The organism is Streptomyces sp. NBC_01264 (genome assembly GCF_026340675.1).
Classification (GTDB): domain Bacteria; phylum Actinomycetota; class Actinomycetes; order Streptomycetales; family Streptomycetaceae; genus Streptomyces.
On record NZ_JAPEOX010000001.1, the window covers coordinates 5,852,832 to 5,878,244 of the forward strand.

General features: G+C 72.3%; 26 protein-coding genes. 15 read left to right on the forward strand and 11 right to left on the reverse strand.

The genetic code is table 11. From position 1 onward, the window contains the following. Positions 1–15 precede the first annotated feature (15 nt). The 6 genes from OG435_RS27535 (at position 16) to OG435_RS27560 (ending at position 5,405) form a co-directional block, all read left to right on the forward strand. The gene (locus OG435_RS27535; RefSeq protein ID WP_250751491.1) at positions 16–384 is read left to right on the forward strand and encodes a holo-ACP synthase; all 369 of its coding nucleotides are present in this window, start codon (positions 16–18) and stop codon (positions 382–384) included. 88 nt (positions 385–472) lie between these two features. Further along, positions 473–1,870: an NAD(P)H-hydrate dehydratase gene (locus tag OG435_RS27540; protein WP_266880629.1), complete on the forward strand. Its 1,398-nt coding sequence runs from the start codon at positions 473–475 to the stop codon at positions 1,868–1,870. 366 nt (positions 1,871–2,236) lie between these two features. Then, positions 2,237–3,379, forward strand: a complete 1,143-nt coding sequence (gene alr / locus OG435_RS27545; RefSeq protein ID WP_266880630.1) for an alanine racemase — start codon at positions 2,237–2,239, stop codon at positions 3,377–3,379. 20 nt (positions 3,380–3,399) lie between these two features. Next, positions 3,400–4,545, forward strand: a complete 1,146-nt coding sequence (locus OG435_RS27550) for an alpha/beta fold hydrolase (RefSeq protein WP_266880631.1) — start codon at positions 3,400–3,402, stop codon at positions 4,543–4,545. After that, entirely contained in the window at positions 4,529–5,053 is a 525-nt protein-coding gene (tsaE, locus tag OG435_RS27555) for a tRNA (adenosine(37)-N6)-threonylcarbamoyltransferase complex ATPase subunit type 1 TsaE (protein WP_266880632.1), read from the forward strand. The genes OG435_RS27550 and tsaE overlap by 17 nt, the downstream gene beginning before the upstream one ends. A gap of 172 nt (positions 5,054–5,225) precedes the next feature. Beyond that, positions 5,226–5,405, forward strand: a complete 180-nt coding sequence (locus OG435_RS27560; protein ID WP_266880633.1) for a hypothetical protein — start codon at positions 5,226–5,228, stop codon at positions 5,403–5,405. A 91-nt stretch (positions 5,406–5,496) separates the two neighbouring features. Here OG435_RS27560 and OG435_RS27565 read toward each other — a convergent pair whose 3' ends face one another. After that, positions 5,497–6,054 (reverse strand): hypothetical protein, encoded by a 558-nt coding sequence (locus tag OG435_RS27565; RefSeq protein ID WP_266880634.1) that lies wholly within the window; start codon positions 6,052–6,054, stop codon positions 5,497–5,499. A 151-nt stretch (positions 6,055–6,205) separates the two neighbouring features. Here OG435_RS27565 and tsaB point away from each other — a divergent pair, with 151 nt between their 5' ends. The 5 genes from tsaB to OG435_RS27590 are packed head-to-tail and all read left to right on the forward strand — an operon-like array spanning position 6,206 to position 9,545. Then, positions 6,206–6,883, forward strand: a complete 678-nt coding sequence (gene tsaB / locus OG435_RS27570) for a tRNA (adenosine(37)-N6)-threonylcarbamoyltransferase complex dimerization subunit type 1 TsaB (protein ID WP_266880635.1) — start codon at positions 6,206–6,208, stop codon at positions 6,881–6,883. Between the two features lie 29 nt (positions 6,884–6,912). Beyond that, complete coding sequence (rimI, locus tag OG435_RS27575; protein WP_266882123.1) at positions 6,913–7,434, forward strand: ribosomal protein S18-alanine N-acetyltransferase; 522 nt, start codon at positions 6,913–6,915, stop codon at positions 7,432–7,434. Continuing rightward, the gene (gene tsaD / locus OG435_RS27580) at positions 7,427–8,590 is read left to right on the forward strand and encodes a tRNA (adenosine(37)-N6)-threonylcarbamoyltransferase complex transferase subunit TsaD (protein ID WP_266880636.1); all 1,164 of its coding nucleotides are present in this window, start codon (positions 7,427–7,429) and stop codon (positions 8,588–8,590) included. Before rimI ends, tsaD begins: the two co-directional genes overlap by 8 nt. Further along, complete coding sequence (locus tag OG435_RS27585) at positions 8,587–8,868, forward strand: hypothetical protein (RefSeq protein WP_266880637.1); 282 nt, start codon at positions 8,587–8,589, stop codon at positions 8,866–8,868. The genes tsaD and OG435_RS27585 overlap by 4 nt, the downstream gene beginning before the upstream one ends. A gap of 53 nt (positions 8,869–8,921) precedes the next feature. Continuing rightward, a complete protein-coding gene (locus tag OG435_RS27590; RefSeq protein WP_266880638.1) occupies positions 8,922–9,545 on the forward strand; it encodes a hypothetical protein in 624 nt (207 codons plus the stop codon). A gap of 74 nt (positions 9,546–9,619) precedes the next feature. Here the strand turns inward: OG435_RS27590 and OG435_RS27595 are convergent, their stop codons facing one another. The 5 genes from OG435_RS27595 to OG435_RS27615 all read right to left on the reverse strand — a co-directional run bounded on the left by OG435_RS27595 (position 9,620) and on the right by OG435_RS27615 (position 14,846). Continuing rightward, positions 9,620–10,372 (reverse strand): ABC transporter ATP-binding protein, encoded by a 753-nt coding sequence (locus tag OG435_RS27595; RefSeq protein WP_266880639.1) that lies wholly within the window; start codon positions 10,370–10,372, stop codon positions 9,620–9,622. Beyond that, positions 10,369–11,361, reverse strand: a complete 993-nt coding sequence (locus OG435_RS27600) for an iron chelate uptake ABC transporter family permease subunit (protein ID WP_266880640.1) — start codon at positions 11,359–11,361, stop codon at positions 10,369–10,371. The genes OG435_RS27595 and OG435_RS27600 overlap by 4 nt, the downstream gene beginning before the upstream one ends. Next, positions 11,354–12,406 (reverse strand): ABC transporter permease, encoded by a 1,053-nt coding sequence (locus tag OG435_RS27605; protein WP_430625694.1) that lies wholly within the window; start codon positions 12,404–12,406, stop codon positions 11,354–11,356. Before OG435_RS27605 ends, OG435_RS27600 begins: the two co-directional genes overlap by 8 nt. A gap of 29 nt (positions 12,407–12,435) precedes the next feature. Beyond that, positions 12,436–13,419 (reverse strand): ABC transporter substrate-binding protein, encoded by a 984-nt coding sequence (locus OG435_RS27610; protein WP_266880642.1) that lies wholly within the window; start codon positions 13,417–13,419, stop codon positions 12,436–12,438. Between the two features lie 248 nt (positions 13,420–13,667). Then, positions 13,668–14,846, reverse strand: a complete 1,179-nt coding sequence (locus OG435_RS27615; protein ID WP_266880643.1) for a THUMP-like domain-containing protein — start codon at positions 14,844–14,846, stop codon at positions 13,668–13,670. Positions 14,847–14,946: 100 nt separating this feature from the next. Here OG435_RS27615 and OG435_RS27620 point away from each other — a divergent pair, with 100 nt between their 5' ends. Beyond that, positions 14,947–15,906 carry a polysaccharide deacetylase family protein gene (locus tag OG435_RS27620; protein ID WP_430625695.1) on the forward strand — a complete coding sequence of 320 codons (960 nt, stop codon included), beginning with the start codon at positions 14,947–14,949 and terminating at the stop codon, positions 15,904–15,906. Further along, the gene (locus tag OG435_RS27625) at positions 15,903–16,787 is read left to right on the forward strand and encodes a polysaccharide deacetylase family protein (protein ID WP_266880645.1); all 885 of its coding nucleotides are present in this window, start codon (positions 15,903–15,905) and stop codon (positions 16,785–16,787) included. The genes OG435_RS27620 and OG435_RS27625 overlap by 4 nt, the downstream gene beginning before the upstream one ends. Before the next feature lie 28 nt (positions 16,788–16,815). Here OG435_RS27625 and OG435_RS27630 read toward each other — a convergent pair whose 3' ends face one another. Genes OG435_RS27630 through OG435_RS27645 form a run of 4 tightly spaced genes read right to left on the reverse strand, consistent with a single transcriptional unit; the run spans position 16,816 to position 21,632 of the window. Next, on the reverse strand, positions 16,816–18,225 hold the full coding sequence (locus OG435_RS27630) for an FtsW/RodA/SpoVE family cell cycle protein (RefSeq protein ID WP_266880646.1): 1,410 nt from the start codon (positions 18,223–18,225) through the stop codon (positions 16,816–16,818). Further along, complete coding sequence (locus OG435_RS27635) at positions 18,213–19,499, reverse strand: LCP family protein (RefSeq protein WP_266880647.1); 1,287 nt, start codon at positions 19,497–19,499, stop codon at positions 18,213–18,215. Before OG435_RS27635 ends, OG435_RS27630 begins: the two co-directional genes overlap by 13 nt. A 56-nt stretch (positions 19,500–19,555) precedes the next feature. Then, positions 19,556–20,947, reverse strand: coding sequence for a sensor histidine kinase (locus tag OG435_RS27640; RefSeq protein WP_266880648.1), 1,392 nt, complete (start codon positions 20,945–20,947; stop codon positions 19,556–19,558). Further along, complete coding sequence (locus OG435_RS27645) at positions 20,940–21,632, reverse strand: response regulator transcription factor (RefSeq protein ID WP_266880649.1); 693 nt, start codon at positions 21,630–21,632, stop codon at positions 20,940–20,942. Before OG435_RS27645 ends, OG435_RS27640 begins: the two co-directional genes overlap by 8 nt. Positions 21,633–22,516: 884 nt before the next feature. On the opposite strand from OG435_RS27645, the gene groES reads away from it, so the two are divergent. Further along, positions 22,517–22,825, forward strand: coding sequence for a co-chaperone GroES (gene groES / locus OG435_RS27650; protein ID WP_008739621.1), 309 nt, complete (start codon positions 22,517–22,519; stop codon positions 22,823–22,825). Positions 22,826–22,961: 136 nt separating this feature from the next. Continuing rightward, complete coding sequence (gene groL / locus OG435_RS27655; RefSeq protein ID WP_266880650.1) at positions 22,962–24,593, forward strand: chaperonin GroEL; 1,632 nt, start codon at positions 22,962–22,964, stop codon at positions 24,591–24,593. 87 nt (positions 24,594–24,680) lie between these two features. Here the strand turns inward: groL and OG435_RS27660 are convergent, their stop codons facing one another. Further along, positions 24,681–25,379, reverse strand: coding sequence for an ester cyclase (locus tag OG435_RS27660; protein ID WP_266880651.1), 699 nt, complete (start codon positions 25,377–25,379; stop codon positions 24,681–24,683). Positions 25,380–25,413: the final 34 nt, after the last annotated feature.

The following is a 25,413-nucleotide window of genomic DNA, read 5'->3' on the forward strand; positions in this document are numbered from 1 at the left end:
GTTGGAGCTGTTGTTGTGATTATCGGCGTCGGGATCGATGTGGCGGAGATCGAGCGGTTCGGCGCGGCGCTGGAGCGCACGCCGGGCCTGGCCGGGCGGCTGTTCCTCGACGCGGAGCTGACCCTGCCGGGCGGCGAGCGGCGCGGGACCGCCTCGCTCGCCGCCCGGTTCGCCGCCAAGGAAGCGCTGGCCAAGGCGCTCGGCGCGCCCGCCGGGCTGCTGTGGACCGACGCCGAGGTGTACGTGGAGGCCAGTGGGCAGCCGCGGCTGCGGGTGTCGGGGACGGTCGAGGCGCGGGCGCTGGCGCTGGGCGTGAAGTCCTGGCACATCTCGCTCAGCCACGACGCGGGCATCGCCTCCGCCGTGGTGATCGCCGAGGGCTAGGCCGTCTCTTTCGGATCTTGTCGGCCCGGCAAGATCCGAAAGAGACGGCCTAGGGCGCCTGGCAGCCTTCTTCGGGCAGGCTGGTGGCATGCGTACTGCTTACAGCGTGGAGACCGTACGGGCCGCCGAGCGCGAGCTGATGGCCCGGCTGCCCGAAGGCACCCTGATGCGGCGGGCGGCGGCCGGACTGGCCGCCGTGTGCGTGCGGTTGCTGCCCCGCGTGTACGGGGCCGGCGTGGTGCTGCTGGTCGGCCCGGGGGACAACGGCGGCGACACCCTCTTCGCGGGCGCGAAGCTGGCCCGGCGCGGGGCCGGGGTGACGGCCGTCGCGATGGATCCGGCCCGGGTGCACGCGGGCGGCCTGGCCGCGCTGCGGGCCGCCGGGGGGCGCCTGGAGGGGGCCGTGCCCGAGCGCGCCGACCTGGTGCTCGACGGGCTGGTCGGCATCGGCGGCCGGGGCGCGCTGCGGCCGGCCGCGGCCGCGCTGGTGGAACGGATCCCGGCGGGCGCGGTGGTGGTCGCGGTGGACCTGCCGAGCGGGGTGGACGCGGACACCGGGGAGGTGGCCGGAGCGGCCGTCACGGCGGACGTGACGGTGACCTTCGGGGCGTACAAGCCGGGGCTGCTGATCGACCCGGGTGCCTCGCGGGCCGGCGCCTTGCACCTGGTGGACATCGGGCTGGACCTCGGGACCCCCGAGATGGAGGCCCTGCAGCACGCAGACGTGGCGGGACTGCTGCCGGAGCCGACGGCGACGAGCGACAAGTACCGGCGCGGAGTCCTCGGGATCGTCGCCGGGTCCGCGCGCTACCCGGGCGCGGCGGTGCTCGCGGTGGCGGGGGCGCTGCGGGGCGGCGCGGGCGCGGTGCGCTACGTGGGGCCGCCCGCGGTGGCCGACGCCGTACTGGCCCGCTACCCGGAGACCCTGATCGGGGCCGGCCGGGTGCAGGCGTGGGTGGTCGGGCCGGGGCTGGGCGACGAGGGCGGCCCGGAGGCGCGGGAGGCGCTGTCGCAGCCGGTACCGGTGCTGGTGGACGCGGACGGGCTGCGCGGGCTGGACCCCGCCGAGCTGCGGGCCCGGGCGGCCCCGACCCTGCTGACCCCGCACGCGGGGGAGGCGGCGGCGCTGCTGGGGCTCTCGCGGGAGACGGTCGAGGCGGGGCGGCTGGAGGCCGTACGGGCGCTGGCGGAGCGGTACGGGGCGGTGGCGCTGCTGAAGGGGTCGACGACCCTGATCGCCCCGGCCGGGCCCGGTGCCGTCCGGGTGAACCCGACCGGGACCCCGTGGCTGGCCACCGCCGGGAGCGGGGACGTGCTGTCCGGGCTGGCCGGGTCCCTGCTGGCGGCCGGGCTGCCCGCCGTGGACGCCGGGGCGGTGGCGGCGTACCTCCACGGCCTGGCGGCCCGCCTCACCGGCGGCCCCCTCCTGGCCCACCAGGTCGCGGAAGCCCTGCCGCGGGCTTGGCGGGATGTCGCCGGCCGCTAGGCCGTCTCCGGTTCCGGTTCCGGCGCCGGGGCGCGGTGCTCCGTACCAAGGGTGCGTGCCCCCGGCGCGGGCTGGAGGAGAGTCCCCTACCCGCCCTTCGCCCGTTCCCCGTGGCTGCGCCCCGGACCCCCCGGGGGCTCCGCCCCCGGACCCCCGCGCCTCAAACGCCGGCGGGGCTGGGTTTGGCCAGTGGCGGCGGGGCTGATTTTGCCCGGCGTCGGGCGCCCCGTGCGGGCAGCGTGCCCATGCGGGGCCATCTGTGGGCAGTGCGCCCCGGCAGGGCCGGGCGGGGCAGGGGCCGGGCAGGGCCGGGGTCTGGCCCTGCCTGTTCGGCCCGGTGGGCGGGGCTCTGAGAGACTGTGGGGGATGAACGAGACAGCCGCGCGCGTGTACGCCGAGATCGATCTTGACGCCGTCCGGGCGAACGTACGGGCCCTGCGCGAGCGGGCGCCCCGTTCCGCACTGATGGCCGTCGTCAAGGCGGACGCCTACGGGCACGGGGCCGTGGCCTGCGCCAAGGCCGCCCAGGAGGCCGGTGCGAGCTGGCTGGGGACCGCCACGCCCGAGGAGGCCCTCGCGCTGCGCGCCGCCGGGCTCGAAGGGCCCGTGCTGTGCTGGCTGTGGACCCCCGGCGGGCCCTGGCGGGAGGCCGTCGAGGCCGGTATCGACGTGGCCGTCAGCGCGATGTGGGCCCTCGACGAGGTCCGGGAGGCCGCCCGCGCCGCCGGACTGACGGCCAGGATCCAGCTCAAGGCCGACACCGGCCTGGGCCGCAACGGCTGCCAGCCCGCCGACTGGGAGGAGCTGGTCACCGAGGCCGTCGCCGCCCAGTCCGAGGGGACCGTCCGCGTCACCGGCGTCTGGTCGCACTTCGCCTGCGCCGACGAGCCGGGCCACCCCTCCATCCAGCTCCAGCTGGCCGCCTTCCGCGACATGCTCGCGTACGCGGAGAAGGAGGGCGTCGAGCCCGAGGTCCGGCACATCGCCAACTCCCCGGCCACGCTCACCCTCCCGGAGTCCCACTTCGACCTCGTCCGCTGCGGCCTGGCCGTCTACGGGGTCTCGCCCGCGCCCGAGCTCGGCACCTCCGCCCAGCTCGGCCTGCGGCCCGCGATGGCGCTCAAGGCCTCCGTCGCGCTGGTCAAGACCGTGCCGGCCGGGCACGGGGTCAGCTACGGGCACCACCACGTCACCGAGCGGGAGACCGGCCTCGCGCTGATCCCCGCGGGCTACGCCGACGGAGTCCCGCGGCAGGCCTCCGGGCTCGGCCCGGTGCTCGTCGGCGGCCGGATCCGTACCGTCGCCGGGCGCGTCGCCATGGACCAGTTCGTGGTCGACCTGGACGGGGACGGGGATGACGTGCGCGTCGGCGACGAGGCCGTCCTCTTCGGGGACGCCGAGCGCGGTGAACCCACCGCCGAGGACTGGGCTCAAGCGGCGCATACGATCGCCTATGAGATCGTCACCCGTATCGGGGGCCGGGTCCCCCGCGTGTACCGGGGCGGCTGAGCGAGTGAGGGGTGGCGGGCGTGAGTGAGAACTGGCGCAAGGCGGGCTGGGCCGGCGCCGCCATCGGCGTGATAGCCGCCGGAGCGGCGGCCGGGGTCGCGGTCGAGCGGATCACCGTCGGCCGGGGCATGCGCATGAAGGCGCGCCTCGCGCTCGACGCGACCGCGGACTTCGGATCCCTGCGCGGTTCCCCCGGCACCGCGCGGGCCGAGGACGGCACCGCGCTGTACTACGAGGTCGACGAGCTGCCCGAGGAGGGCCGGCGGCGCCGGCTGCGCCGCAAGGCCCCGCGCCGTCCGACCGTGGTGTTCTGCCACGGCTACTGCCTGTCCCAGGACTCCTGGCACTTCCAGCGCGCCGCCCTGCGCGGCCTGGTCCGGGCCGTCTACTGGGACCAGCGCAGCCACGGCCGCAGCGCGCGCGGCCTGTCCCAGGCCGAGGGCGAGCCGGTCACCTTCGAACAGCTCGGCCGCGACCTGAAGGCCGTCATCGACGCGGCCGCTCCCGAGGGCCCGCTGGTCCTGGTCGGCCACTCGATGGGCGGGATGACCATCATGGGCCTGGCCCAGGAGTGCCCCGAACTCATCCGGGACCGGGTGGTCGGGGTGGCCCTGGTCGGCACCTCCAGCGGCAAGCTGGACGAGGTCACCTACGGGCTGCCCGCCCTCGGCTTCTCGACGGTACGGCGCCTGCTGCCCGGGGTGCTCAAGGCGCTGGGCTCCCAGGTGGAGCTGGTGGAGAAGGGACGGCGGGCCACCGCCGACCTGTTCGCCGGCATGGTCAAGATGTACTCCTTCGCCTCGCGCGACGTCGATCCGGCCGTCTCCCGCTTCGCCGAGCGGCTCATCGAGGCCACGCCCATCGACGTGGTCGCCGAGTTCTACCCGGCCTTCCAGGCGCACGACAAGACGGCCGCCCTCCAGCGGTTCGCGGACATACCCGTCACGATCATCGCCGGGGCCGGCGACATGGTCACCCCACCCGATCACAGCGAGGCCATCAAGGAGGCGGTGCCCTCCGCGGAGCTGGCCGTCCTGGAAGGCGCCGGGCACCTGATGATGCTGGAGCAGCCGGACACCGTGAACCGCCTGCTCGCCGAGCTCCTCGCGCGCACGGGGACGGTGCCCGTAGCGGCTAACGTTGGCGGGCATGGAAGAAGTACCTGACACGGAAACGCACGTCACCGTCGGTTCGCCCGACGCGATGCAGGACCTGGGGCGCGGGATCGCCGCCCTGCTGCGCCCCGGCGACCTCGTCCTGCTGACGGGGGAGCTCGGCGCCGGGAAGACCACCCTGACCCGCGGCCTCGGCGAGGGCCTGGGCGTGCGCGGGGCCGTGACCTCGCCGACCTTCGTGATCGCCCGGGTCCACCCCTCGCTGACCGGCGGTCCGGCGCTGGTGCACGTGGACGCGTACCGGCTGGGCGGCGGGCTGGACGAGATGGAGGACCTGGACCTCGACGTCTCGCTGCCGGAGTCCGTCGTCGTCGTGGAGTGGGGCGACGGCAAGGTCGAGGAGCTGTCCGACGACCGGCTGCACGTGGTGATCCGCCGGGCGGTCGGCCACGAGGAGGTCCTCGACGACGTGCGCGAGGTCCTGGTCCGTGGGATCGGTTCCCGCTGGTCGGCCGGGGCGGGTCTGGAGGGCCTCGCGGGCGTCCTGTCGCCGGAGTAGGCGGAGCGCGGCGGAGCGGGGCGCGGCGAGAAACGTTCCGACAAGTCGTCGGGAAGATATTGCGCGGGCGGTGGGGCGCGTGGTCACATGGTACGGAGGGCTGGTTAGGCGTACCTAATTACGGGCTGGCCCCGGCCAGGAGGCAGCCATGTCGGCAAGAGGAGCAGCGGGCGTGCCCCGCCCGTCCGCCGTGTCCATGGGGGCGCTGCTCGCCGCGGGCGCGGCCGCCAGCGCCGTGTCGACACCGCCGGCGCGGGAGCGCGCACCTGAGCCCGGTCCCGTACGGGAAGGGGCGGCGGGCGACGCCGAGGAGGGCGGCGCACAGGCCGCCCCGGAGTCCGAAGCGGCCTGAAGAGCTTCCCCGTACGAGTGAACTCGGCGTGTCACGGCCGAGCCTGCCGTGACACGGTCAGCCGGTCTGCCGGCCGGGCCGGCCGGTCGGGTCAGGGAACGACGACGACCTTCGAGCCGATCGTCGCGAAGGCCCACATCGCGTCCCCGTCCGCGCGCAGCATGCGGACGCCGCCGGTCTTCTTGGCCTGATCGGGCGCCGGCAGGGTGTTGTCCACGCGGGCGCTGAAGCCGACCGTGACCCCCTGCGGACTGGCGAACCGGACGACGTGCTCGATCGGCACCCCGTCCGAGCCGGTCACCTTGCCCGTGCGGCCGCCCACCGTGTAGCTGCCGAGCGCCGGGTGCACCGTGCTCGGCACCACCGCGAAGGACTGCGTTGCGCCGGTGGGTCCCACCAGCCACACGCGCTTGGCGCTCAGCGAGTACACGACGCGCACCCCGCTGCCGGAGCCCGCCGGGAGGGCCACCGGCTTCGTCGGGTCGGTCGTGGCCGGCCCCGAGTCGCTCGGAGCGGGCACCGGGCTCTGCGCCACGGCCTTCGGCGGGAGCGCGGGGGCGGAGGTGGACGCCTGGTAGCCGAGGAAACCGACGACGGCGAGCGCCCCGACGGTGAGCCCGGCCACGATTCCCGAGCTGCTGCGTGCCACCTTGCTCCACCTCTCCGCATGGTCAGTCGAAACGGTCAGTCGAAAGGGGCAGTCGAACGATCACACCCTGACACCTGGTCCGAAGGTAGCAGCCGGGGTGCCCGCAGACCGGCCGCAAGGGCCGGGGGCCCCGGAGTCGTAGGCTGTTCGCGTGCTCTTGCTCGCTGTAGATACCGCCACGCCCGCCGTCACCGTCGCCCTGCACGACGGCGAGTCCGTCCTCGCCGAGTCGAACCAGGTCGACGCCCGCCGCCACGGGGAGCTCCTGCTGCCCTCCGTCGACAAGGTCCTCGCCGAGGCGGGGGTGAAGCTCGAGGCCGTCACCGGCATCGTCGTCGGCGTCGGCCCCGGCCCCTACACGGGACTGCGCGTCGGCCTCGTGACCGCGTCCACCTTCGCCTCCGTCCTCGGCGTGCCCGTCCACGGGCTGTGCACCCTGGACGGCCTGGCCTACGCGGCCGGTGAGGCCGGGATCGAGGGCCCCTTCGTCGTGGCCACCGACGCCCGCCGCAAGGAGGTCTACTGGGCGCGCTACGAGGACCCCCGCACCCGCGTCGGCGGGCCCGCGGTGGACCGGCCGGCCGATATCGCCGAGCGCGTCGCCGGACTGCCCGCCGTCGGGCAGGGAGCGCAGCTCTACCCGGAGGTCTTCACCGACGCGAGGGCCCCCGAGCACCAGAGCGCCGCCGCCCTGGCCGCCCTGGCCGCGCGGCGGCTGGCGGCGGGGGAGGCGTTCGAGAACGCCGACGGCGTTCCGCCGGCCCCGCTCTACCTGCGCCGGCCCGACGCCGAGGTGCCCAAGAACTACAAGGTGGTCACCCCGCAGTGACAGCCACCTCAGCCGTCGTCCTGCGCGAGATGCGCTGGTGGGACATCGGGCCCGTGCTGGAACTGGAGCACGAGCTGTTCCCCGAGGACGCCTGGTCCGCCGGGATGTTCTGGTCCGAGCTCGCCCACGCCCGCGGTCCCGGCGCCACGCGCCGCTACCTCGTCGCGGAGGAGGCGGGCCGGCTGGTCGGCTACGCCGGGCTGGCCGCCGCCGGTGACCTGGCCGACGTACAGACCATCGCCGCGGCCCGCGACCAGTGGGGCACCGGGCTCGGCGCCCGGCTGCTGACCGAGCTGCTGCGCGCCGCCACCGCCTTCGAGTGCGCCGAGGTGCTGCTGGAGGTGCGGGTCGACAACGTGCGGGCCCAGAAGCTCTACGCGCGCTTCGGCTTCGAGCCCATCGGCTTCCGGCGCGGCTACTACCAGCCGGGCAACGTGGACGCCCTGGTGATGCGGCGGCTTTCCGAGCCCGCAGACCCCGCCGACCCCGCGGACCCCGATTCCGCACTCCCCGACTCCGTACCCCTGCAAGGTGAGACGACCCATGGCTGACGAACCGCTCGTCCTCGGCATCGAGACCTCCTGCGACGAGACCGGCGTCGGCGTCGTCCGTGGCACCACGCTGCTCGCGGACGCCATCGCGTCGAGCGTCGACGAGCACGCCCGCTTCGGCGGGGTCGTGCCCGAGGTGGCCTCCCGCGCGCACCTGGAGGCGATGGTCCCCACCATCGAGCGCGCCCTGAAGGAGGCCGGGGTCAGCGCCCGCGACCTCGACGGCATCGCCGTCACCGCGGGCCCCGGCCTCGCGGGGGCCCTGCTGGTGGGCGTCTCCGCCGCGAAGGCCTACGCGTACGCGCTGGGCAAGCCGCTCTACGGGGTGAACCACCTGGCCTCGCACATCTGCGTCGACCAGCTGGAGCACGGCCCGCTGCCCGAGCCGACGATGGCGCTGCTGGTCTCCGGCGGGCACTCCTCGCTGCTGCTGGCCCCCGACATCACCTCCGACGTACGGCCGCTCGGCGCGACCATCGACGACGCCGCGGGCGAGGCCTTCGACAAGATCGCGCGCGTCCTGCAGCTGGGCTTCCCCGGCGGCCCGGTCATCGACCGGCTCGCACGCGAGGGGGACCCGAAGGCGATCGCCTTCCCGCGCGGGCTGACGGGGCCGCGCGACGCCCCGTACGACTTCTCCTTCTCGGGGCTCAAGACCTCGGTCGCCCGCTGGATCGAGGCGAAGCGCAAGGCGGGCGAGGACGTGCCGGTGCGCGACGTGGCGGCCTCCTTCCAGGAGGCCGTGGTGGACGTCCTGACGCGCAAGGCGATCCGCGCGTGCAAGGACGAGGGCGTCGACCACCTGATGATCGGCGGCGGGGTCGCGGCCAACTCGCGACTGCGTTCGCTGGCCCAGGAGCGGTGCGACGACGCGGGGATCATCCTGCGCGTGCCGCGGCCGGGGCTGTGCACGGACAACGGCGCGATGGTGGCGGCGCTGGGCGCGGAGATGGTCAAGCGGAACAGGGCCCCCTCGGACTGGGACCTGTCGGCGGACTCCTCGCTGCCGGTGACCGACCCGCATGTTCCCGGCCATTCCCACGGCCATTCCCACGGGGACGGCGACAGCCACGGGCACGGTCACGGACACGGACACGGCCATGGGCACGATCACGACCACGTGCACGAGCTGAGCAAGGACAACCTGTACTCGTGAGCACCGTCGCGCTGATGTGGGAGGCCCGGGCCGTGCCCGGGCGGGCCAACGAGCTCCTGGAGTGGGCCCGTTCGCGGATCCTGGCCCAAGACCCGGTGCGGCGCGAGGTGTTCAGCGCCCCGCAGGACCGGGTCCTCGTCATCACCTGGTGGGAGACCGCCGAGGGCATCGGCGCCGAGCTGCCCGAACTTCCGGAGCCCGCCGCGGATTTGATCACGCGGGCGGTCCACCGCTGGCGCTTCGAATCGGTGGAGGTCGGGGGGACGGGCGGAGGCTGAGGCTCCGCCCGGCGGTCCCGCGGACCGTGTGGCGTGCGGATATGGTCATGCACATGCCCCGCCGTGACCTGCCGCCGCCGCCCCCTCCCGCGCACCTGCGCGCCTGGCTCGACGTGAACGCCGTACGGGCCGACCGTGCCCGTTTCCTGGGGGAGCTCGGGCGGCGCAGTCTGGGGCTCGGCCGGCTCCTGCTCCTCTGGGCGGTCGCGGCGGTCTTCGCCCTGGGCTGGTCCTTCGTCGGGATGGCCCTGATGGCCATCGAGACCCACGACCCGTTCGCGTACCTCTTCGGCCTGATCTTCGCCGTGCTCGGCGTGGGCGTGCTGATACCGGCCGGGTTCTGGTTCGCCTGGGGCGCCAAGCGGGACCGGCAGGTCCGCCGGCTGCTGTGCGCCTGGGCGGAGCTGGACCGGGACCCGCCCGTGGACGCCGCCGTGCGCGCGCCCGGGCGCAGCCTGGTCTGGCTGCTGGCCTCCTTCGCCCTGGGCGGGATCGGACTCTGGGTGACCTTCGGCTCGGCGGCGACGGCCCGGCCCGGCTCCGACACCTACGGAGAGGTCGCCTACACCATGGGCCTCGGCATGATCCTGTGGATCACCGCCCTGCTGGGCCTGGGCAAGGCGGGCGCGCACTACCGCTGGGCCCTGCGGGCCTTCGGGGCAGGACGCACCTCCTAGCGCACGTCCTAGCGCACGGCCGGTGCGCGGCTGGTGCACGCCTGGTCCACGGCCAGTCCACGGCTAGTCCACGGCTAGTACACGGCGACGGCGCGGCCCTCGATCCGGTGGACCCGGACCGGGGTGTCGAAGATGCCGGTCAGGACCTCGTCGCGCATGAGTTCCGCCGAGCTCCCGGAGGCGGCGACGCGGCCGTCGCGCAGGGCGACGATCCGGTCGGAGTAGGCGGCCGCGAAGTTGATGTCGTGGACGATGAGCACGATCGTCTTGCCGAGTTCGTCGGCGGCCTGCCGCAACTGCCGCATCATGCGCACCGAATGCTTCATGTCGAGGTTGTTCAGCGGCTCGTCGAGCAGGACGTAGTCCGTGTCCTGGGCCAGCGCCATCGCCACGTAGGCCCGCTGGCGCTGCCCGCCCGAGAGCTGGTCGAGGTAGCGGTGGCTCAGCTCGCCGAGGTCCAGGAACTCCAGCGCCTCTTCCACGAGCGCGGTGTCGCGGGGGGTCGTACGGCCCTGGCTGTGCGGGAAGCGGCCGAAGCCGACGAGCTCGCGGACGGTGACCAGGGCCGTGAAGTGGTTCTCCTGACGCAGTACGGCCAGGATCCGCGCCACGTCCTGGGACTTGGCGGTGTGCACGTCGACCCCGTCGACCGTCACGGTGCCGGCCGTCGGCTCGCAGATCCGGCCGATCACCGTGAGCAGCGTGGACTTGCCCGCCCCGTTCGGGCCGACCAGGGAGGTCACCCCGCCCGCGGCGATGGTGCCGGACACGGGCCCCAGGACGGTCTTGCCCTGGTAGTCCTTGCGGACGTCGCGGAACTCGATCACAGGGATCCCTTTCGGAGCAGGTGGACGAGGAAGAGGACGCCGCCGAGGAACTCGATGACCACGGTGAGCATCCCGGACGCGTAGAAGACGTGCTCCATCACGAACTGGCCGGTCACCAGCGTCAGCAGGCCCATCAGGAAGGCCAGGGGCAGGACGATCGCGTGCCGGTGCGTGCCCGCCAGCTGGTACGCGAGCGTGGCGACGACGAAACCGAAGAACGTCATCGGGCCGACCAGCGCCGTGGACAGGGAGAGCAGGACCGAGACCAGGACCAGGGCCCCGGTCAGCTCCGCCTTGTACGGGACCCCGAGCCCGGTGGCCGCGTCCCGGCCCAGCAGCAGCACGTCGAGGCGGTGGCGACGGCGCCACACGAGGAGGCCGATCACCGCGCAGGCGCCGAGCGCGAGCGGCAGATGGGTCGGGTCGGCGGCGCTGAGCCGGCCGAACATCCGGACGGAGAGCACGTCGTACTGGGACGGGGAGAGCAGCCGCTGCAGGAAGGTCGACAGGCTGGCGAAGGCGAGCCCCAGACAGACCCCGACGAGCAGCATGACGTGCAGGTTGCCGAGCCGGCCCGCGAAGAGGGAGCGGAAGAGGAGGGTGGAGAAGCAGACCATCAGGCCGGTCTGGGCGAGGAGTTTGGGCAGCCCGTCGGTGGCGGCGAGCACGCTGCCGCCGCACACGAAGACCATGAGGGTCTGCATGAGGGTGTAGACGGACTCGAAGCCCATGATCGACGGGGTCGGCAGCCGGTTCCGGGTCACTGTCTGGAACAGCACCGTGCCGACGGCCTGGCAGAACGCCGCCACCGCCATCGCCCCGAGCAGCGTGATCCGGCGCTCGAAGGCGAAGGCGAAGGAGCCCCGGACGAAGAGGAGGAGGAAGGCGGCGACGGCGGGCACGAGCAGCCCCGCCGTGATCAGGATCCGGGTGCGCGGCGCGGGCGCGCGCAGCCCCGTAGCGGAGGCGGGGACGGAGAGGTCAGCCATGGAGGGTCCGCCGCTGTCGCAGGATCATGCCGATGAAGAGGGTGGCGCCGACCGCGCCGAGGATCACCGAGGCCGGGATCTCCAGGGGGAAGACCACCACGCGCCCGATCAGGTCGCACAGGATCATCAGCGCGACGCTGCCGATCACCACCCAGGGCAGGTTGGCCCGTACGTCGTCGCCGCGCAGGAGGGAGACGAGGTTGGGGACGACCAGGCCGAGGAAGGGGACGAAGCCGACGACGATGGTCGTGACGCCGGTCGCCAGGGCCACCATGGACACCCCGATGAGCATGATCCGCTCGTGGCGCAGGCCGAGGTTGGTGGCGACGTCCTTGCCGAGTCCGGCGATGGTGAACCGGTCGGCGGCCAGGTAGAGGGCCGCCACGATCAGGCCGACGACCCAGAGGGGTTCGTACTGGCCGCGCACGGTGCCGCTGAAGCCGCCGGAGCGCCAGGTGGTCAGCATCTGTAACAGGTCGGCGCCGGAGGCGAGGTACAGGGTGAGCGCGCTGACCACCGAGCCCAGCATGATGCCGGCCAGCGGGACCACCACCGAGGAGCGCAGCCGGACCCGGCGCAGCACCCCGAGGAAGGCCATCGTGCCGGCGAAGGCGAAGGCACTGGCCGCGCCCATCCGTACGAGGACGGGGGCGGCGGGGGCGAACAGCGCGAGCAGCAGGATGCCGAGGGCCGCCCACTCGCTCGCCCCGGTCGTGGTCGGCTCCACGATGCGGTTCTGCACGAGCATCTGCATGAACACGCCGCAGACTCCCATCGCGGCGGCCGAGAGGATCAGGGCGAGGGTCCGCGGGACGCGGGAGATGAGGAACATGTCCAGCGCGTCGGGGTCGTCGAGCAGGGTGCGGAGCGAGATGTCGTACCCGCCGACGAACAGGGAGGCGACGACGAGGGCGGCCGTCGCGGCGGTGGCGGCGAGCAGCGGGAGCCGCTGGGGCCTGATGGTGGTGCGCGTACGCACGGGCTCGGGCCGGGGTTCGGGCACGGGCTTGGACATGGGCTTGGACACGGGCTTGGACACGGGCATGGGCATGGGCTGCGCGGCCGGCCGCGGGGTCAGCTCTTGGCGGCGAAGGCCCCGGCGACCTGGCCGAAGGCCTCGGTGTAGGCCTGGATGCCCTCGGTGAGGTAGAAGTCGGGGGCGAGGTGCACGATCTGGTCCTTGGTCCGGAAGGTGGTCTTCGCCCAGGCCTGCTGGCCGTCGACGAGCGCTTTGGCCGCGGTGTTGTCGCCCTTGCCCACGGCGGCGTCGCGGTCGAAGAGGATCATCCAGTCGGGGTTGAGCTGGGCGATGGTCTCGGGAGCCAGGCCGGAGTCGTTGTGCACGGAGGTGCTGTCCTGACCGGCGGGGTCCAGCACGTTCTTCAGGCTGAGCGGGGCCATCAGGCGCCCGATGCGGCTCGCGCCGTTGTCGATCCTCCCGGCGCTGGCGACGCCGAGGAACACGCTCTCGCCGTTGGTGGCCCGGCCGGCGGCCTCCGCGGACGCGTCGAGGGCGGCGACGAGCTCCGCCGCCTTCGCCTCCTGGCCGAAGATGGCGCCCAGGGTGCGGGTCTGCTTCTTCGGGGAGGCGACGTAGCCGCCCTCGGCCTCGTCGTCGGGGGAGACGTCGATGGTCTTGGCGATCTTGTTCAACGTGCCGGTGTGCTCAGCGAAGCGGTAGCCGCCGATGGTCAGGCCCGGTTCGGCCTCGTTGACGGCTTCGAAGAGCGGCTCGCGGTGGCCGCCCGCGTCGGCGACCTTCTCGTCCTTGACCCAGTCCTCGTAACCGGTCTTGGGGAGCAGGGACTTCGGCGCCGCGACGGGGGTGACGCCGAAGGCCTTCAGCGTCGCGAAAGAGGTGTTGTCGAGGGCGGCGACGCGCACCGGCTTGAACGGCACGTCCACCGTGCCGTCGGCCGTGTCGACGGTACGGGACTGCGCGTCGGCGGCCTTGCCGTCGCCGTCGCCTCCGGGGCCGGAACAGGCGCCGAGGACGAGTGCGGCGGCCGTGACCGCAGCCGTGGTGATCGCCGTTTTACGCAGCCGCAGGGGACGCAAGGGTGCCCAACTCCTCGAAAGCACAGGTCAGGACGGGGATCGCCCTGAAACTTAGGTGAGCTAACCTCGGCCTGTGCGGCTGCTGTGCCGTCCGGGGGGAGTTGCGGGGAAGACGAGCCCAAAGCCTGTGGGGGAGGGGCCCAAAGGCCCGCCGGCCGTTCCGTCGGCCGTTCCGCCGGCCGTCCGGATCCCGGCGGACGGGGCGTCAGGGGTGGGGCCTGGGGGACGGGTTGTCAGGGGGCGGGGCGTCAGGGACGCGTTGTCGGTGAGCCGATCAGCATCGAGGGGGCGCCGGCGACGCGGGTCAGGAAGACCGTGGCGGAGTTCGGGCCCTGCGGCTTCACCTTCCTGCGGAGTTCCTCGGGCTCGATCGCGGAGCCGCGCTTCTTCACCGTGAGGATGCCGACCCCGCGCTCGCGCAGCAGCGCCTTGAGCTTCTTCAGCCCGAACGGCAGCACGTCCGTGATCTCGTACGAGGTCGCGTACGGGGTCTCGCGCAGCTCGTCGGCGGTGATGTACGCGATGGTGGGGTCGATCAGCCGGCCGCCCAGCCGCTCGGCGACCTCGGCGACGAGGTGGGCGCGGATCACGGCGCCGTCGGGCTCGTAGAGGTAGCGCCCGACGGGGCCGGCCTCGGGGTCGGGCAGCGGATCGGCGGTGGCCAGCGCGCGCGGGCCGGGCAGCAGGGTGGCGCGGATCTCGCCGGGGGCCGTCCCGAACCACAGGACGGCCTCCTTCACGTCGCCCTGGTCGGAGATCCACTCGGCCTGGGCCTCGGCGGGCACCGCCTCGTGCGGGATCCCGGGGGCGATCTTGATGGCGGCGACCTTCGCGGCCCGGGCGGTGGCGATCGCCCAGGACAGGGGAGGGGAGTAGGACTCCGGGTCGAAGATCCTGCCGCGCCCGCCCCGGCGGGCCGGGTCGATGAAGACCGCGTCGTAGCCCGCGGTGTCGACCTCCGTCACGTTCGCCTCCCGGACCTCGATCAGGTCCGCCAGGCCGAGCGCCCCGGCATTGGCGCGCGCCACGGCGACGGTCAGCGGGTCGTGGTCCACCGCCAGGACACGGATGCCGAGCCGGGCCAGGGCCAGCGCGTCGCCGCCGATCCCGCAGCAGAGGTCCGCGAGGCTCCGTACGCCCAGGGCGGCGAGCCGCTCGGCGCGGTACGAGGCCACCGAGGCGCGGGTGGCCATCTCCCCGCCGCCGGGGGTGAAGTACATCCGGTGGGCGTCCTCGGCCCCGAACTTCGCCACCGCGCGCTGGCGCAGCCGGGCCTGTCCGAGGGCCGCGGAGACCAGTGCGGCGGGGTGTTCGCGGCGCAGCCGGGTGGCGACGGCGAGCTCCTGGGCGGGGTCGTAGTCGCGGAGCGAGTCGAGGAGGGCGTGGCCCTCGGGGGCGAGGAGCGCGGCGAAGTCTTCGGGGGTCACGGGTCCATTGTCGGCCACCGTGGGCCACTCGGAGGAAGGTCGGATTCCCCTCGCGGTGTCGCCCGGGGCGCGTGGCTGGAGGGTGTAAAGATCCCGAACTATGCAGCTAGTCCGACAAAAGGAACATAAGACGCTACACGGTCACCGGATCGCGGCAGTCTCGCGCGGCCGGTTGGGTATGGCCGCGACGGCCGCACTGCTCCTCGCCGCACTCGGCACGGGTTGCGGGGCCGGCGGATCCGAAACGCCGGACAAGGCCGCGAAGGCCAAAGCCGCCGCGGGCGCCGAGAAGGCCGGAGCGGCGGGCGCGCTCGGCACCTACGCCGAGAGGCTGAAGGCCCTCCAGCAGGCGCGGATCGTCGCCGCGAAGAAGTGGGGGCTGAAGAAGCCGCCGCTCGTCGCTCCGCAGGCGCCCAAGGAGAAGCCGGAGATCACCACCCGCGACGGCTTCGAGGTCGAGGGCCAGGACGAGCTGCCCCCGGTCTTCACCACCGTCCCCACGGAGGAGAAGGTCGTCTTCCTGACGATCGACGACGGGGCCGAGAAGGACCCCGAGTTCCTGAAGATGATGCAGGAGCTGAAGCTCCCGTACACCGCCTTCCTGAGCGACTACCTGGTCCGGGACAACTACCCGTACTTCAAGGAGATGCAGGCGGCGGGCGTCACGCTGAACAATCACACGCTCAACCACCGCTACATGCCGGCGCTCTCGTACGAGAAGCAGCGCCAGGAGATCTGCGGTCAGCAGGACACAATCGAAAAGACGTTCGGCAAGCGCCCCACGCTCTTCCGCCCGCCGTACGGGAACTACAACGAGGACACGCTGCGCGCGGCCAAGTCCTGCGGGATCAAGGCCGTTCCGCTGTGGAACGAGGAGGCCTTCCCCAACCGGATGGACTGGCGGGAGTGGGACAAGGACCTGCACCCTGGTGACATCATCCTGACCCACTTCCGGGGCAAGGAAGACTGGAAGGGCAGCATGACTGACATGATCCGTCACGTCATGAAGACCGTCACGGACAAGGGGTACGCCGTGGCTCGCCTGGAGGATTACTTGTGAAGTACGCGCGCCGGTTCGTAGCCGGGACGCTGGCGGCCGGCGCGCTCGCGCTGTCCCTGACGGGGTGCGGGGACAGCGTGGACCCCACCGAGAGGATGGGGCGCAAGACCACGGAGGCGAGGGCGACCCCGTCGCCCTCGGGGGCGGCCTCCCCCTCCGCCACGGGCGAGGGACCGGCGGCCCCGGCGGACGAGGCGTACAAGAAGTGGGGCCTCGCCGGCCCCCTCCGGTACGCGCCCAAGCCCGCCGTCAAACCCCAGATCCCGCCGGTCAAGGCGGGGCGGGTCCAGGTCATCGACCGAATACCCGTCCCGGCGGACGACAAGGTCGTCTTCCTGACGTTCGACGACGGCGCGGAGAAGAACCCCGAGTTCCTGAAGATGGCCGCCGATCTGAAGCTGCCGATCAGCATGTTCCTGACGGACAACATCGCCTCGTCGGACTACGGCCACTTCGAGAAGCTCCGCGACAACGGCTCCGGCAGCACGATAAACAACCACACCCTGACGCACCCGAATCTGCGCACCCTGTCCTTCGAGGCGCAGAAGAAGGAGATATGCGGGCAGCAGGAACGCCTGGAGAAGCGTTTCGGCACGAAGCCGACCCGCTTCCGCCCGCCGTACGGGAACTACAACGACGACACCCTCCGGGCCGCGCACGAGTGCGGGATATCGCAGCTCCTGCTGTGGCGCGTGTCGATGCAGATCAACAACTTCCAGTACGCCGAGGGCTCCGCCCTCAAACCGGGTGACATCGTCCTGGCCCACTTCCGCGGCCCGTCGGAGCTCAAGGGCGCGACGGAGATCCAGATGGCGACCCGGATGCTCCAGCGGATACAGGAGCAGGGGTACCGGATAGGGCGGCTGGAGGACTACCTCTAGGCCGTCCAGGGCTACGCCTCGGGCAGGGCTACGCCTCGGGGCCCGCCGCCGCCATCACCGGCGTGATCGTCGTCTCCGCCGGGCCCCTGGCGTCCGCCTCGCGTTGTCGCTCCGTGCTGTCGGAGATGCGCAGTAGCAGGGCGATCATGATCCAGTTGGCCAGGAGGGACGAGCCGCCCGCCGCCAGGAAGGGCAGGGCCTTGCCCGTCAGCGGGATCAGCCCCGAGACGCCGCCCGCCACGATGAAGACTTGCAGGGCCAGGGCGGACGACAGGCCCACCGCCAGCAGCTTGCCGAAGGGGTCGCGGGCGCCCAGCGCCATGCGCAGCCCGCGCTGCACGAGGAGCGCGTAGAGGATCAGGACGGCCATGACCCCGGCCAGGCCGAGCTCCTCGCCCACCGTCGTCAGGATGAAGTCGCTGCGGCCGGCGAACCCGATCAGTTCGGGATGGCCCATGCCGAGGCCCGTGCCGGTGATGCCGCCCGTGCCGAAGCTGAACAGCGCCTGCGCCGACTGGTCCGAGACGACGCCCGGCGGCCGGTCCTTCCAGTAGTACGACAGCGGGTTCAGCCAGGCGGCCACACGGGCCTTGACGTGCGGTTCCGTCGTGCCCACGACGAAGGCTCCCGCCGAAGCGAGGACCAGGCCGCAGACGATCCAGCTCGTGCGTTCAGTGGCCACGTAGAGCATGACCACGAAGACGCCGAAGAAGAGCAGCGAGGTGCCGAGGTCGCGCTCGAAGACCAGCACCATCAGCGAGATGATCCACACCGTGATGAGCGGGCCGAGCTGGCGCATCGGCGGCAGCCGCATGCCCAGGAACTTGCGGCCCGACAGGGCCAGTGCGTCGCGGTGGATCACCAGGTAGCCCGCGAAGAACACCGCGATCATGATCTTCACGAACTCGCCGGGCTGGACCGAGAGCCCGGCGAATTTGATCCAGCGCTTCGCCCCGTAGGTGTCCGCGCCGAAGAAGGCGGGCGCGATCAGCGCCACCAGGGCCACGGCCATCGTGATGTAGATGAACCGCTGGAGCAGCCGGTGGTCGCGCAGCAGTCCGAGCACCGTGATGCAGGCCGCGACGCCGATCACCGTCCACATCAGCTGGCCGGGAGCGTTCGGCGGGGAATTGTACCGCTCCAGGTACCCCTGGTCGAGGCGGTGCAGCAGCACCAGCCCCAGCCCGGTCAGCAGCAGGGCCAGCGGGAAGATCAGCGGATCCGCGTACGCCGCGAACCGGCGGATGGCCAGGTGCCCCACCAGTGCGAGCAGCGTCATGCTGATCACGAAGCCGGTGAGGCCCGCCGGCAGCTCGTCGTTCATCGCGAGACCGGCGGCGATGTGGCCGGAAATGGTCACCGCGACGACGAGGACCAGGAGCAGTGCTTCCGTGCGGCGGCGCACCCCCGCCGTGGTCAGGGGCTTCAGTCCACGCACGGGACGCCGCCGCCATCGATGGCGGGGGTTCCGCTGCTGCTTCGGGACGGTACCGGCGTGGGGCTCTTGGCGGGGCCCGTGGTGCCCGCGGAGCCCTGCGGGGCGGGCGCGGTGCCCGGTGAGGAGGAGGGAGCGGTGCCAGGCGCGCTCGGGCTCGCAGTGGCCCCGGGCCCGATCCGCTCGGCTATGAACCGCTTTATCTTCATATCGTCTACGACGTTTATCTCGGCTCCATGGTTCCGGTCGAAGCGTTCGATGGGAAGGGTCACAAACTCCACGGCGCCCCCGGACAGGTTCTTCGCCTGCTCCACGAACGACAGCAGGTCCCATCCCCGGTCGGTCACCACGTCCTGCTTCGCCGAGTCGATCAGCTTCATCAGCTTCACCGGATCGGTGAAGGTCCCGGCCTGGTTCAGCTTGTAGGTGGCCCCCGCCAGGAACGCCTGCTGCCGCTTCGTCCGGTCCAGGTCGCCCATGGTCAGACCCATCCGCTGGCGGACGAAGGCCAGCGACTCCTGACCGTTGAGCGTGTGCCGCCCCGCCGAGAAGTCGGCTCCGGAGTTCTTGTCCTTCACCGCGTGGTTCAGACACACCGGTACGCCGCCCAGCGCGTCGGCCAGGTGATAGAAACCGGCCAGGTTCAGCTCGGCGAAGTGGTCGATCGGCACGCCCAGGAAGGTGCGCACCGTCTCGATCTCCGCCTTGCGGCCCGCCTCGCGCCCCTCGCGCTCCAGCTGCCGCCGGTCCTTGACCCCCTGGGCGGACAGCTGCTCCTCGACCTTCGCCTTCGCCCGCCCGTACGCCTCCTTGATCTTGGCCTTGCCGGTGAACCCGGGCACCCCGTGCAGGTCGACGAAGTCGTCGCGCGGCACCGAGAAGGCCTTCGCCTTGCTCCCGTCACCCGGGACGTGCAGCAGGATCAGGGTGTTGGTGTTGTAGCCGCCGACCTCGGAGCTCGCGCCGGCGTGCAGTTTCTCGAGGATCGCCGGCGGGAGGTCCTCGCCGTTCTGGTCCCGGCGGCTGTCCAGGCCCATCAGCAGGATGTTCACATCGCCGTGCTTCGACTTCTCGGCGCCGTCCAGGGCCTTGGAGCTGCCGATGCTGGAGGCGAGGTCGTCGTACAGGTACCAGGCGGTCGCCCCCGCGAGCACCACCAGGGCGCAGCCGGCCGCCAGCAGGGTGCGGGTGAGGCGGGCGCGGCGGGAGCGCCCGCGGCCGTGGGGTGCGGGGGCCTGGGTCCGGGGTTCCTTGGGCTTCCTGCGGTGGGCACTCATCTTGCCGATGCTGCGGGAGCGCGGCTGAAGGAATCCTGAGGCTCCTGAAACGGCCTTCAGGAAGCCGCGCGCCCCGGCACGCGCAGCACCATGCGGGCGCCCCCGGCGGGCGCCGGGAGCGCGCGTACGTCACCGCCGTGCGCCCGGGCGATCTCCCGGGCGATGGCCAGCCCCAGACCGGTGCCGCCACTGGCCCGGCCCCGGTCCGCGTCCAGCCGTACGAACCGCTCGAAGACCCGGTCCCGGTCGGCCTCCGGGATGCCCGGCCCGTCGTCCGTGACCTCCAGCAGGGCCCAGCCGTCCTCGGCCGAGGCCCGCACCACGACCCCGGTACGGGCGTACCGCAAGGCGTTGTCCACCAGGTTCGCCAGCGCCCGCTCCAGCCGCTCCGGATCCCCGGCGGCCGGTACGGGACCCCGCGCGTCCAGCCGGAGCGGAACCCGGGGCCCGGGGCGCCGCGCCGCGTCCTCGGCGGCCAGCAGCGCGAGGTCCACCGGCTCGGTGCGCGGCGCCGGCCCACCGTCCAGCCGGGCCAGCAGGAGCAGGTCGGCGGCGATGCCCTGCAGCCGCTCGGTATCGGCCAGTGCGGCCGCCACCGACTCCCGGTCGGGGTCCCGCAGCGCCACCTCCAGCCGGGACCGGACGGCCGCGAGGGGGTTGCGCAGCTCGTGCGAGGCGTCGGCGGTGAACTGCCGCTGCCGGGCGTCGCTGCGCTCGAGGCGGTCGAGGGTGTCGTTGACGGTCCGGGCCAGCTGCGCGATCTCGTCGGCGCCGCCCGGGTCCGGGACCCGCCGGTCCAGCTCGCTCCCGGTGACCGCCGCCAGCCCGGTGCGGATCGCGGTGACCGGGCGCAGCGCGTGGCCCGTCACCCACCAGGCCAGGGCCGCAGAGAAGAGGATCAGCGGGGGCGCGCCGGCCAGCAGCCCGAGCGCGACGGCCCGGTTGGCGTCGTCGACGTCGCCGAGCACGGTCGCGGCGTAGACGGTGTGCGGGTCGTGCGCCCCCGGCGGGCCGGGCGCGTCCACGGCGACCACCACGCGCCGCTGTGCGCCGGGGCGCGCGGGCGGCAGCACGGCCGACCGCACGTCCTGGCCGGGCGCGGGGCGCAGCTCCGTCAGCTCCGGGGTGTCCTTCAGGTCCCCGCTGGTGGCCACGACCGTCCCGGCCGCGTTCCGTACGAGGACCAGGTCGACCCCGCCCTCGGGCACGGGCAGCCGCCCGGCGGGCGGAAGGCTCCCGGTGTCGTACTGGGCGGCCACCTTGCGGGCGGCCAGCTCGGTGCGGCCGGTGGTGTTCTCGATGAGGTTGGCGCGCAGCAGGGTGTAGAGCCACAGCCCGCCGGCGGCCAGGACGGCGGCCATCGCGAGGGCGGCGGCCGCGGCGCCGCGGGCGCGGAGACTGCCGAGGCGGCGGGGCCGGCGGGGCCGGCGGGGTGCGGCCTCAGCCACCGTCGGGGGCCATCCGGTAGCCGGTGCCGTGCACAGTGAGGATCGAGCGGCGCCCGAACGGGGCGTCGATCTTCCGGCGGAGCGAGGAGACGTAGACCTCGACGATGTTCGGGTCGATGCCGCGCGGGGTGTCCCAGACCTCGTCGAGGATGTCCTGCTTGGGGACGGCCCGGCCGGGCTGCTCCATCAGGCAGCCCAGGACGCCGAGCTCACGGGCGGTCAGCTCGATCTCGTGCGTGCCCCTCCGGCAGCGGCGGCCCTGGGCGTCGAGGACGAGGTCGCCGGCCTGGAGGACGCGGGTCCGGGCGGAGGCGGCGGCGGTGGCGGTGCGGCGGGTGAGCGCGCGGAGGCGGGCGGCGAGGACGACGAAGGAGAACGGTTTCGTCAGGTAGTCGTCCGCACCCGAGTCCAGGCCCTCGGCCTCGTCGTACTCGCCGTCCTTGGCGGTCAGCATCAGCACGGGGGTGGCTACGCCGTGGGACCGCATCCGGGTGCAGATCTCGTAGCCCGAGAGGCCGGGGAGCATCAGGTCGAGGAGGACGACGTCGTACGGGCCTCCGGTGAGCGCCAGGTCCAGGCCGCGGTGGCCGTCGTGGGCGAGGTCGACCCAGTGGCCGTCGGCGGAGAGGCCGCGCCGCAGTGAATCGGCGAGGCTGACTTCGTCTTCGACGACCAGGATCCGCATGCCCCAAGCGTCACATACCGGGCGCCAACCCTTCTCGACGCGGCCGCACACCTCCTCGATGCGGCCGCTCGCACCGCTCGGCCCTGGCGGGCCTCCCGGGCTTCGCGCCGCTACGCCAGCCTCCGGCCGGCGGTGCCCCGGCGGGGCCGCCGCCGCCGTCCCGGCGCGGGGCCCGGTGGGCGGGTGCGGGTGGGCCCTGCGGGGCGAAGTCCCCTACCCGCCCTTCCACCGTTCCCCGGGCCAGCCCGGACCCAGTCCTCAAACGCCGGACGGGCTGAAAAGACCTGGGGCTCCGCCCCAGACCCCGGTCCTCAAACGCCGGACGGCTGAAAAGACCAACCCCGGCCGGGGCCAAATGTCCCCCGGCCGGGACCGAATGCCCCCCCCGGCCGGGACTGAACTGTCTCCCCCGGCCGGGGTCGGGGGCTGCGGGGCCAGGGCCGGGGACGGGGGCGGGGTGGGGTGTTGGCCGGGACGTAAAGCGTGATTTGTGGCGCGCAAAGAAGCCACAACTATCGAAGTCGGGGACAAGGCGCCTAAATCATGCAGTCCAGGCCAACACCCCACCCCGCCCCCGGCACCGGCCCCCCACCGCAGCCAACCCGCGCGCAGGCCAACCCCAGCCCCGCCGGCGTTTGAGGCGCAGGGGTCCGGGGACTGGTCCCCGGCGGCACCGCCGCGCAGGCGGTCCCCGCTGCGAAACCAGCGGCGCGTTCTGGCACTCCGCTTGACCGAGTGCTAATCCCCGGAATAGTCTCGCGTCTGGCACTCGCCCCCGGTGAGTGCCAACACTGCGACAGGTTGATCCGGCACCCGCGACGACGGATCGACAAGGTCGCCACCCAGACAGTTAACTCCGGATCTCCGAAGCGGAAGGTCAGATCGTGACGACCACCAGCTCCAAGGTTGCCATCAAGCCGCTCGAGGACCGCATTGTGGTCCAGCCGCTCGACGCCGAGCAGACCACGGCCTCTGGCCTGGTCATCCCGGACACCGCGAAGGAGAAGCCCCAGGAGGGCGTCGTCCTCGCGGTGGGCCCGGGTCGCTTCGAGGACGGCCAGCGTCTCCCGCTGGACGTCACCGTCGGCGACGTCGTCCTGTACTCCAAGTACGGCGGCACCGAAGTGAAGTACAACGGCGAGGAGTACCTCGTCCTCTCGGCCCGCGACGTGCTCGCGATCGTCGAGAAGTAATCACTTCTCCAGTTTTGCTTTGAGCTACGCCCCTGGTCACCCCTGCTGATGCCGGGCGGCGAGGGGCGTAGCTCGTTCTAGACAGGCGGTCGCGGTGAGCGGCCGGGGATAGCAACGAGAGGGCTGAACCGCTCCCATGCCGAAGATTCTCAAGTTTGACGAGGACGCCCGTCGCGCCCTTGAGCGTGGCGTCAACAAGCTTGCCGACACCGTCAAGGTGACGATCGGCCCCAAGGGCCGCAACGTCGTCATCGACAAGAAGTTCGGCGCTCCCACCATCACGAACGACGGTGTCACCATCGCGCGTGAGGTCGAGCTCGACGACCCGTACGAGAACCTTGGCGCGCAGCTCGTCAAGGAGGTCGCGACCAAGACCAACGACGTCGCGGGTGACGGCACCACCACCGCCACCGTCCTGGCGCAGGCGCTGGTCCGCGAGGGTCTGCGCAACGTCGCCGCGGGTGCTTCCCCGGCCGCCCTGAAGAAGGGCATCGACGCCGCGGTCAAGGCCGTCTCCGACGAGCTCCTCGCCACCGCCCGTCCGATCGAGGACAAGTCCGACATCGCCGCCGTGGCCGCGCTCTCCGCGCAGGACCAGCAGGTCGGTGACCTCATCGCCGAGGCGATGGACAAGGTCGGCAAGGACGGTGTCATCACCGTCGAGGAGTCCAACGCCTTCGGCCTGGAGCTCGAGTTCACCGAGGGCATGGCCTTCGACAAGGGCTACCTGTCCCCGTACATGGTCTCCGACCAGGAGCGTATGGAGGCCATCCTCGATGACCCGTACATCCTGATCAACCAGGGCAAGATCTCCTCCATCCAGGACCTCCTGCCGCTGCTCGAGAAGGTCATCCAGGCCGGCGCCTCCAAGCCGCTCCTGATCATCGCCGAGGACGTCGAGGGCGAGGCGCTCTCCACCCTCGTCGTCAACAAGATCCGTGGCACCTTCAACGCCGTCGCCGTCAAGGCGCCCGGCTTCGGTGACCGCCGCAAGGCGATGCTGCAGGACATGGCCACCCTCACCGGTGCCACCGTCATCGCCGAGGAGGTCGGCCTCAAGCTCGACCAGGCCGGTCTGGACGTACTGGGCTCCGCCCGCCGCGTCACGATCTCCAAGGACAGCACCACCATCGTCGACGGTGGCGGCTCCTCCGACGAGGTCCTCGGCCGCGTCAACCAGATCAAGGCCGAGATCGAGTCCACCGACTCGGACTGGGACCGCGAGAAGCTGCAGGAGCGCCTGGCGAAGCTCGCCGGTGGCGTCTGCGTCATCAAGGTCGGCGCCGCCACCGAGGTGGAGCTCAAGGAGAAGAAGCACCGTCTCGAGGACGCCATCTCGGCGACCCGCGCCGCGGTCGAGGAGGGCATCGTCTCCGGCGGTGGCTCCGCTCTCGTCCACGCCGTGAAGGTGCTCGAGGGCAACCTCGGCCTGACGGGCGACGAGGCCACCGGTGTCGCGGTCGTGCGCCGCGCCGCCGTCGAGCCGCTGCGCTGGATCGCCGAGAACGCCGGCCTCGAGGGCTACGTCATCACCTCGAAGGTCGCCGAGCTCGAGAAGGGCCAGGGCTTCAACGCCGCCACCGGCGAGTACGGCGACCTGGTCAAGGCCGGCGTCATCGACCCGGTCAAGGTCACCCGCTCCGCCCTGGAGAACGCCGCTTCCATCGCGTCGCTGCTGCTCACGACCGAGACCCTGGTCGTCGAGAAGCCGGCCGACGACGAGGGCGACGCCGGTCACGGCCACGGTGGCCACGGCCACAGCCACTGACCTCGTCAGTAAGCGGTAAGCAGTAAGTACGGCAAAGCCCCGGTCACCACCGCTGCCAAGCGGTGGTGACCGGGGCTTTCCCGTCTGCTAGCCGGGCATCATGCCCATCTGGCGCATCAGGCCCGGGGCGTCGTAATACCACCAGTCCTCGGCGATCTGGCCGTTCTCGATCCGGCAGGTCGTAGAGCCCGACATGGTGAATTCCCTGCCGGTCGGCGCGACCCCCATGAACTCGCCCTTGTGCGTGCCCTTCCAGTCCCACAGGGTGGTGACGCAGTCGCCTTCGGCGATCTGCCGCGTCATGTCGAAGGTCATGTCGAAGGAGCCCCGCCACATGCCGACGGTCTTGCGGATGCCCTCGCGGCCGTTGCCCTCGCCGGCGCTCTCCATGATGTCGTGGGTGACGTAGTCGGCGGCGACGCACTCCTCGATGACGTCGAAGTTGCCCTTGCCCACGACCTCCTCGAGGAAGCGGTTGACGACGAGCTTGTTGAGGTACTCGTCACGGACCACGTCGAGGTTCATGAACTTCGGCATGCCCTCGCACAGTGCCACCATCTCCTGGAACATCCGGTCGGTTTCCGGGAGCTGAGAGTTCCTCATGGCCTCTTCGTACGAGGGGAATTCGACGAGGTCCACGTAGTGCGTCCTGGAGTCGCGGTCCCTGCCGATGAGGGTGTGGGTGACCGTGCGCTTGCCGGCGGTCTGCTCGGCATAGCGGTCGATGAGACTGTTCATCTCGTCGAAGCGCTTGGTCTCGTAGTCGATCACTTGTACGAATGTCATCGCGTCGCCTCCCGCGCTGGATGGGACACATCCA

What these genes read in the sequence shown, in the direction of transcription:
- OG435_RS27540 (WP_266880629.1), top strand. Translation starts at nt 473, where the DNA reads ATGCGTACTGCTTACAGCGTGGAGACCGTACGGGCCGCCGAGCGCGAG.
- alr (WP_266880630.1), top strand. Translation starts at nt 2,237, where the DNA reads ATGAACGAGACAGCCGCGCGCGTGTACGCCGAGATCGATCTTGACGCC.
- tsaE (WP_266880632.1), top strand. Translation starts at nt 4,529, where the DNA reads ATGGAAGAAGTACCTGACACGGAAACGCACGTCACCGTCGGTTCGCCC.
- rimI (WP_266882123.1), top strand. Translation starts at nt 6,913, where the DNA reads ATGCGCTGGTGGGACATCGGGCCCGTGCTGGAACTGGAGCACGAGCTG.
- tsaD (WP_266880636.1), top strand. Translation starts at nt 7,427, where the DNA reads ATGGCTGACGAACCGCTCGTCCTCGGCATCGAGACCTCCTGCGACGAG.
- OG435_RS27590 (WP_266880638.1), top strand. Translation starts at nt 8,922, where the DNA reads ATGCCCCGCCGTGACCTGCCGCCGCCGCCCCCTCCCGCGCACCTGCGC.
- OG435_RS27600 (WP_266880640.1), bottom strand. Translation starts at nt 11,361, where the DNA reads ATGGCTGACCTCTCCGTCCCCGCCTCCGCTACGGGGCTGCGCGCGCCC.
- OG435_RS27605 (WP_430625694.1), bottom strand. Translation starts at nt 12,406, where the DNA reads ATGCCCGTGTCCAAGCCCGTGTCCAAGCCCATGTCCAAGCCCGTGCCC.
- OG435_RS27620 (WP_430625695.1), top strand. Translation starts at nt 14,947, where the DNA reads ATGCAGCTAGTCCGACAAAAGGAACATAAGACGCTACACGGTCACCGG.
- OG435_RS27635 (WP_266880647.1), bottom strand. Translation starts at nt 19,499, where the DNA reads ATGAGTGCCCACCGCAGGAAGCCCAAGGAACCCCGGACCCAGGCCCCC.
- OG435_RS27645 (WP_266880649.1), bottom strand. Translation starts at nt 21,632, where the DNA reads ATGCGGATCCTGGTCGTCGAAGACGAAGTCAGCCTCGCCGATTCACTG.
- groL (WP_266880650.1), top strand. Translation starts at nt 22,962, where the DNA reads ATGCCGAAGATTCTCAAGTTTGACGAGGACGCCCGTCGCGCCCTTGAG.
- OG435_RS27660 (WP_266880651.1), bottom strand. Translation starts at nt 25,379, where the DNA reads ATGACATTCGTACAAGTGATCGACTACGAGACCAAGCGCTTCGACGAG.